Origin of the sequence: Mesorhizobium sp. M1E.F.Ca.ET.063.01.1.1, from assembly GCF_003998155.1 — a bacterium.
Taxonomy (GTDB): Bacteria; Pseudomonadota; Alphaproteobacteria; order Rhizobiales; family Rhizobiaceae; genus Mesorhizobium.
In genome coordinates this window covers 1-4,723 of the sequence record NZ_RZSC01000467.1, presented here as the reverse complement: position 1 = coordinate 4,723, position 4,723 = coordinate 1, and the positions used below count along the sequence as shown (strand labels likewise).

The window sequence follows — 4,723 nt, the reverse complement described above, 5'->3', positions numbered from 1 at the left end:
CGTTGCAAGCAGGCGCGCGGCGGCGGCCGTGTCGCGGATCGAGAAAATGACCGCCGCAAAACGCATATCCGAAGAGACCCCCGCCGAGAGACCGAAGCGTGAGGCAAATGCGTCGGGCGCCATGATGCTCAGGATGGCGTTGGGCAACTCAACCTTGTCGCCCGCTTCCACCCTCTTGCCGGCAGCGGTGGACACCAGCCCGGCCTGGCTCGAAGGCCTGTCGCTGACCGCGACGATCTCGACGATGCCGGTCGCCCCATTGGCGTGAGCCTGCAGCGCGGTGCGGTCGATGTTCGGCGCGTTGATGCGCTCGCAGGCGAAGAGGAATGCGTCCGTTGCCTCCCTGCCGGTCGCGAATGCCAGTTTGAACGACGCCATATCGCTTTTCCCGCCCGCGTCGGTGAAGGCGCGCGAAAAGCTCAGCGTATCTCCCGCCGACACTCCCGCCTCGACATAGCGCGCGTGGGCGGCATCGGCATCGGCCGTGCCGAAAACGATAGCGGAAAAACCCTCGTCGCCGAGCTTGTTGCGGTAAAGGCGGTCGCGCGCGACGAAGACGTTGCCTTCGCCTATCGCCCTCACCGCCGTTTGCTCATCGCTGATGGCCAGCGGCTCCAGATAGGTTCCATCGGCGAGAAAAACACAAGCGTTCTCGGTTCCGAAAGGATGGACGCCGGTTGGCGCAACGATAAAGCCGAGCGACGAGAGGCGCTGCCTCGCGACCTCGAGGCTCCGTGTGGGCAGAACCAAATGGTCGAGCGGGTGGGTCGAAGTTTCGATCATGCCGGCGCGGTTTGCCTCATTCCGGGAACGGGTTCAAGGCCCGGCGTCAGCGAAGCGACTGGCCGCTGGTTCAGGCGGCGGCCACGACGTCCGCCGAATAGCGCAGTTCGCGCAACGGCTTCACCCTGCTGGTCGTCTCCGCATAGATCGGATGTGCCTTATAGGCAGCGAGGGCTGCCTCGTCCTCAAATTCAGCATAGACGACCACATCGATCGCGTTGGAGAACAGATCGACCTTGGTGTTGAGCGTCACCTCGAAATGTTTCGAGTGCGGGATATGGCCCAGTGCCTGCAGGCCGGACCGCACGGCCCCCACATCTTCCTTGCGCCTGACGCTGAAGAAAACGATGTGCCGGATCAATCCAGCCTCCTTGATCGACAGGTGAGCGCGTTTTTGTGGGAGCGGGGCCGTCGCGTCAACCGGCAACGATGTCGCGCCCTGCAGTCGAGACGGCAGCGCCGGCCTCAGGCTGCTCCGGTGACGTAGCGCACGATGCGCGACATCTCCCTGACGGTCGCATCGAGGTAGCGGCCCTGATTGTAGAGGCCGTCCCAGATCAGGAAGAAGGTGATGGCGACGATGACGATCACATAACGCATGGCTAAAGCTAACGCATGTCTCCGGCCGGAACCAGAGAGCCTTGGCGGCAATTGTCCGAGGGCACTGCTTTTTGTGCTTCATGCGCCTTCCCGGCAGTTTTGATGCCTCACCCTCGGCGGGCGATGCCTGCGGAGCCGCGACATGAAGAGCCGCAGCGTGCGACCACAAAAACTCCTTATGCGACCTTCCGGCGCGCCGGTGGATATGGATTCGGCCCTGCCGCGCTTCAAAGCGCGATGCGGTATTTGGCAAATCCCGCCTCGCCCTCGCCCGCCGGCTCGATCTTCAGCGACTTCACCTGATCGATGAAGTCCTTCGCCCTGGGGCCGGTCTCGAAGACGACGCTGGTTCCAGACAACGGCGCGAACGACCAGTTGCCGTCCGCCGACGGGTTGATCGTGCCTTCGCTGACGATGTAGCGCACGATCACGTCGCGATTGGTGTCCGGCGCCTCGTAAATGATCTTGGAAGCGTTGATGTCGGGGAAATTGCCGCCGCCGCCGGCGCGGTAGTTGTTGGTGGCGACCACGAATTTCGCCGCCGGATCGATCGGTTTGCCGTCGAATTGAAGGTCGACGATGCGGCTTGAGCCGGCGTTGGCCACGCCGCCCTTTGAATCGTATTTCGGCGGCTGCGACAGGTCGATCCTGTAGGTGACGCCGTCGATGACGTCGAAATTGTAGGACGGGAAATCGGTGTTGATCAGCGGCTCGTCCGCCTTGCCGGCCTCGATCCTGTTGAAGATGCCCGCCGACATCTCCAGCCATTCCTTGACTTCGGCGCCGGTGATTTCGACCGCCCGCACCGTGTTGGGATAAAGATAGAGATCGGCGACGTTCTTGATGGCGACATCGCCCACCGGAACGTCGGTGTAGTAGTCTGCGCCATTGCGTCCGCCGGCCTTGAAGGGTGCGGCCGCTGAGAGCAGCGGCACATCCTTCCACTGCGTGCTCTTCAATATGTCCTTCAGGTACCAGCTCTGCGCCTGGTTGACGATCTGCACCGAGGGATCGTCGGCGACCAGCGCGAAATAGGAATAGAGCGGCGCGGAGGTCTTGCCGACGGGGCGGCGGACATAGGCGAGTGTCGCCTCGTGATCCTGCTCGAGCGCGGCGATGATGCGCTTGTCGTCGCCGACCGTCGCCTTGTTCTTGTTGTCGACGCGCTCATAGATCGGCCGCGCTTCGGAGGTCGCCGAGACGACACGCCATTTCGAGCCGTCGCGCTCCAGCAGCAGGTCGATCAAGCCCATATGCGAGCCCCAGAAGCCGCCCATCACCGCCGGCTTGCCCTGCAGCGTGCCTTTCTCGGTGTCGACGCCATCGAGCGCCTGAAAATCCTTCTTGCCGGGGAAGACGAGATGCTGGTGGCCGGTGAAGACCGCATCGATCCCCTCGACGCCGGCGACGAAGAACGAGGCATTCTCCATCATGTCGCCTTGCTTGACGTCGATGCCGGAATGCGAGAGCGCAATGACGATGTCGGCGCCCTCCTCCCTGATCTGCGGCACCCAGGCCTTGGCCGCTTCGACGATGTCGCGCGTCTTGACGCTGCCTTCGAGGTTCTTCAGGTCCCAGACCATGATCTGCGGCGGCACGAAGCCGATGACGCCGATCCTGATCGGCTGCTCGGCGCCGGACCCGTCCTTGATCTTCTTGTCGAGGATGACATAGGGCTTGAGGTAGAGCTTGTCGTCGCGCGGGTTGGCGGCAAGCGCGGTGCCGCGGATCAGGTTCGCGCAGACGAAGGGGAAATTGGCGCCGGCCAGCACCTTGTCCATGAAGGACAAGCCGTAATTGAATTCGTGGTTGCCGAGCGTCGAGCATTCATAACCGAGCAGGTTCATGCCCTTCATGATCGGATGCAGGTCGCCGTCCTTCAGGCCTTTCTCGTAGGCGACGTAGTCGCCCATCGGATTGCCCTGCAAAAGGTCGCCATTGTCGATCAGCATCGAATTGGCGGCTTCCTTGCGCACCGCCTCGATCAGCGAAGCCGTCCGCGACAGGCCCATCGTGTCGTTCGCTTTGTCGGCGTAATAATCATAGGGCAGCAGGTTCACATGGATGTCGGTCGTCTCCATGATCCTGAGGTGCGCCTGATTGGCCTGAGCACGGACGGAAAACGGGTGCAACATGATCAGCGCCCCGCTGGCGGCGGCGCCGGCCAGCAGCGAACGGCGAGTGACGAGCGGTTGTGACATTGCTTCCTCCTCTTCGACAACGCGACAACCCCTGCCCCTGGGTTCGGAACATGGCGCTGAAGGCACTTTGAGTCCACGTCTGTTGGAAGCCTGTTGATCACGACAAGGTGACGCGTCGATGAAACAGGCTTGGCGGGCAATCAGCGCTTGTCGTCGTCGCCCTGGGTGATCAGCCGGGCGCTGCGCTGCCCTGTGAGATATATCCATAGCCAGCTAAGCGAAACCGCGAGCCTGTTGCGGAAATCGATCAGGAAATAGATGTGGGCGATGCCCCAAAGCCACCAGGCGAGCCAGCCGGTGAGCTTGATCCAGCCGAAGTCGATCGCAGCGGCGCGCTTGCCGATCGTCGCCAGATCGCCATCATGCCGGTAGCGGAACGGTCGCGGCGCCGTATCGCCGGCAAGCCGCGCCTTGATGGTCGCGGCGACATGCTGGCCCTGCTGCTTGGCCGCGGGGGCGACGCCCGGCACCGGCTTTCCATCCGGCCGCAACAGATGCGCCGTGTCGCCGATGACGAAGATGTCCGGGCCGCCCGGCACGGTGAGATCGGGCTCGACCAGCACCCTGCCGGCCCGGTCGGCCGACGCTCCCAGCCATTCCGCTGCCGGGGAAGCGGCGACGCCGGCCGCCCACAGGATGGTCCTTGCCGGCAAATGAGTGTCGCCGAAGACGACGCCTTCGGCATCCAGTTGCGTGACGGCATGGCCGAGCTCGACCGTCACGCCAAGCCGCTCCAGCGCTTTCCGCGCATAGGCTGAGAGCTCCGGCGCGAAATTGGCGAGTATCCGGTCGCCGGCTTCGATCAGCACCACGCGCGCCTGCCGCGTATCGATGTTGCGGAATTCGCCACGCAGCGTGTCGTGCGCGAGCTCGACAATGGTGCCGGCAAGCTCCACGCCGGTTGGCCCGCCGCCGACGAGGACCAGCGTCAGCAATGCCTGGCGCGTGGCCGGATCGGTCTCTCGCTCTGCCTGCTCGAAGGCAAGCAGGATGCGGCGCCGGATTTCGGTGGCGTCCTCGAGCGTCTTCAGTCCGGGCGCGAAAGGCTCCCATTCGTCGTGGCCGAAATAGGCGTGGCGCGCGCCGGTGGCGAGCACCAGCGTGTCGTAGGCGACGGCGCTGCCATCATCGAGCAATAC

5 protein-coding genes are annotated in these 4,723 nt (G+C 63.6%); all 5 read right to left on the bottom strand.

What is annotated here, in order from left to right; translation table 11 throughout:
• On the bottom strand, window positions 1-783 hold a 783-nt coding region (locus EOA29_RS25555), incomplete at its 3' end, for a VOC family protein (protein WP_145969793.1).
• A gap of 70 nt (window positions 784-853) precedes the next feature.
• On the bottom strand, window positions 854-1,144 hold the full coding sequence (locus tag EOA29_RS25550; protein WP_126094067.1) for a Dabb family protein: 291 nt from the start codon (window positions 1,142-1,144) through the stop codon (window positions 854-856).
• 104 nt (window positions 1,145-1,248) lie between these two features.
• Window positions 1,249-1,383 (bottom strand): hypothetical protein, encoded by a 135-nt coding sequence (locus tag EOA29_RS43875; protein ID WP_281059629.1) that lies wholly within the window; start codon window positions 1,381-1,383, stop codon window positions 1,249-1,251.
• Between the two features lie 227 nt (window positions 1,384-1,610).
• Window positions 1,611-3,584 carry a bifunctional 2',3'-cyclic-nucleotide 2'-phosphodiesterase/3'-nucleotidase gene (locus tag EOA29_RS25545; protein WP_126094068.1) on the bottom strand — a complete coding sequence of 658 codons (1,974 nt, stop codon included), beginning with the start codon at window positions 3,582-3,584 and terminating at the stop codon, window positions 1,611-1,613.
• 140 nt (window positions 3,585-3,724) lie between these two features.
• Window positions 3,725-4,723: NAD(P)/FAD-dependent oxidoreductase (locus tag EOA29_RS25540; RefSeq protein ID WP_145969792.1), on the bottom strand; the 999-nt coding region annotated here is incomplete at its 5' end.